This is a genomic window from Mycobacterium sp., assembly GCF_049585075.1.
Lineage (GTDB): Bacteria > Actinomycetota > Actinomycetes > Mycobacteriales > Mycobacteriaceae > Mycobacterium.
In genome coordinates, this window is record NZ_JBAUZA010000541.1 from 1 (window position 1) to 1,625 (window position 1,625).

Consider the following 1,625-nt stretch of genomic DNA (forward strand, 5'->3'; position numbering starts at 1 on the left):
CTGGATCACCGGCGCGTCCAGGATCTCGCCGAGTTCCTCGAGCTGATCCAGGTAGGCGCCGATCACCAAGGTCGGCTCACCGGGATGTTTGGCCAGAATCGACTTCACCACCGCGATCTTCGAATGCGCCGTCGAGCAGACCCGGTAACGCTCGTCGGCTTCGGCGGTGGCGTACATCATTCGTTCGTTGTCGGTCAGCGTGACCCGTACCTCGATGCACTCCGCTGGCGCGATCCAGCCTTGTGCCTCAATGTCTTTCCACGGCGCGTCATAACGTTTCGGGCCGATCAGGCTGAATACGTCACCCTCGCGGCCGTCCTCACGGATCAGCGTGGCGGTCAACCCCAGCCGTCGTCGAGACTGCAGATCGGCGGTCATCCGGAACACCGGCGCCGGAAGCAGGTGCACCTCGTCGTAAACGATCAGCCCCCAGTCGCGACTGTCGAACAGCTCAAGGTGGCGGTACTCGCCCTTGGTGCGACGGGTGATGACTTGATAGGTGGCGATGGTGACCGGCCGGATTTCCTTACGCTCCCCGGAGTATTCGCCGATCTCGTCTTCGGTCAGCGAGGTGCGCGCGATCAGCTCGCGTTTCCACTGACGGCCCGCGACGGTGTTGGTGACCAGAATCAGCGTCGTCGCACTGGCTTTCGCCATGGCTGCCGCGCCGACAAGGGTCTTGCCCGCCCCGCAGGGCAGCACCACCACGCCCGATCCGCCCGCCCAGAAAGACTCGGCGGCCATTTCCTGGTAGTCGCGCAGATGCCAGCTGTCCTGCCGCAAGCTGATCGGATGTGCCTCGCCATCGACGTAGCCGGCCAGATCCTCAGCGGGCCAGCCGATCTTGAGCAGCATCTGTTTGATCCGGCCGCGCTCGCTGGGATGCACGATGACCGTGTCGTCGTCGATCCGCGCGCCCAGCATCGGTGCAATCTTCTTGTGGCGCAACACTTCCTCGAGCACCGCCCGGTCCAGGCTGACCAGTGTCAGGCCGTGGGCCGGACTCTTGACCAATTGCAGCCGCCCGTAGCGGGCCATGGTGTCGACGATGTCGACCAGTAGCGGCTGCGGGACGGCGTAGCGCGAGTAGCTGACCAACGCATCGACGACCTGCTCGGCGTCGTGGCCAGCGGCGCGCGCATTCCACAACGCCAGCGGGGTGATCCGATAGGTGTGCACATGCTCGGGTGCGCGCTCGAGCTCGGCGAACGGCGCGATCGCCGCCCGCGCGGCGCCGGCGAGGTCATGGTCGACTTCGAGCAGCACCGTCTTGTCGGACTGAACGATCAGGGGGCCGTCGGGCATAGCGTCGATTATCCGTTGTCCCCCGACATCACCGAGGTGATGCGGTGGATGGCGAACTCACGTGCGCGGCCCGAGGCGGAATCGAACGCCACCAGCTGGCCTCCGGCCACCGTGATCGGCGACACCACCCGCTGGGTGGCGACCCCGGCGGCGTCGACATACCCGATGACCACGGTCTCGTCCCGCCGGGCGGCGTGCTGCAGTAGCGACATGGCCACTGCCGGGTCAATCCGGACGCTGCCGAACGGCGCGGAAGTCACCTTGCGGAGCACCGCGACGACGGCGCTCAGGCTTTCCCCGCTCGGGCGCGGCATCGGGAG

1 protein-coding gene and 1 pseudogene are annotated in these 1,625 nt (G+C 66.3%); both read right to left on the reverse strand.

All coding sequences use genetic code 11. The features are described 5' to 3' along the window. Positions 1-1,305: DNA repair helicase XPB (locus WB785_RS24755; RefSeq protein ID WP_424082745.1), on the reverse strand; the 1,305-nt coding region annotated here is incomplete at its 3' end. A gap of 8 nt (positions 1,306-1,313) precedes the next feature. Further along, positions 1,314-1,625, reverse strand: a pseudogene (locus WB785_RS24760) (helicase-associated domain-containing protein); the annotation flags it as partial.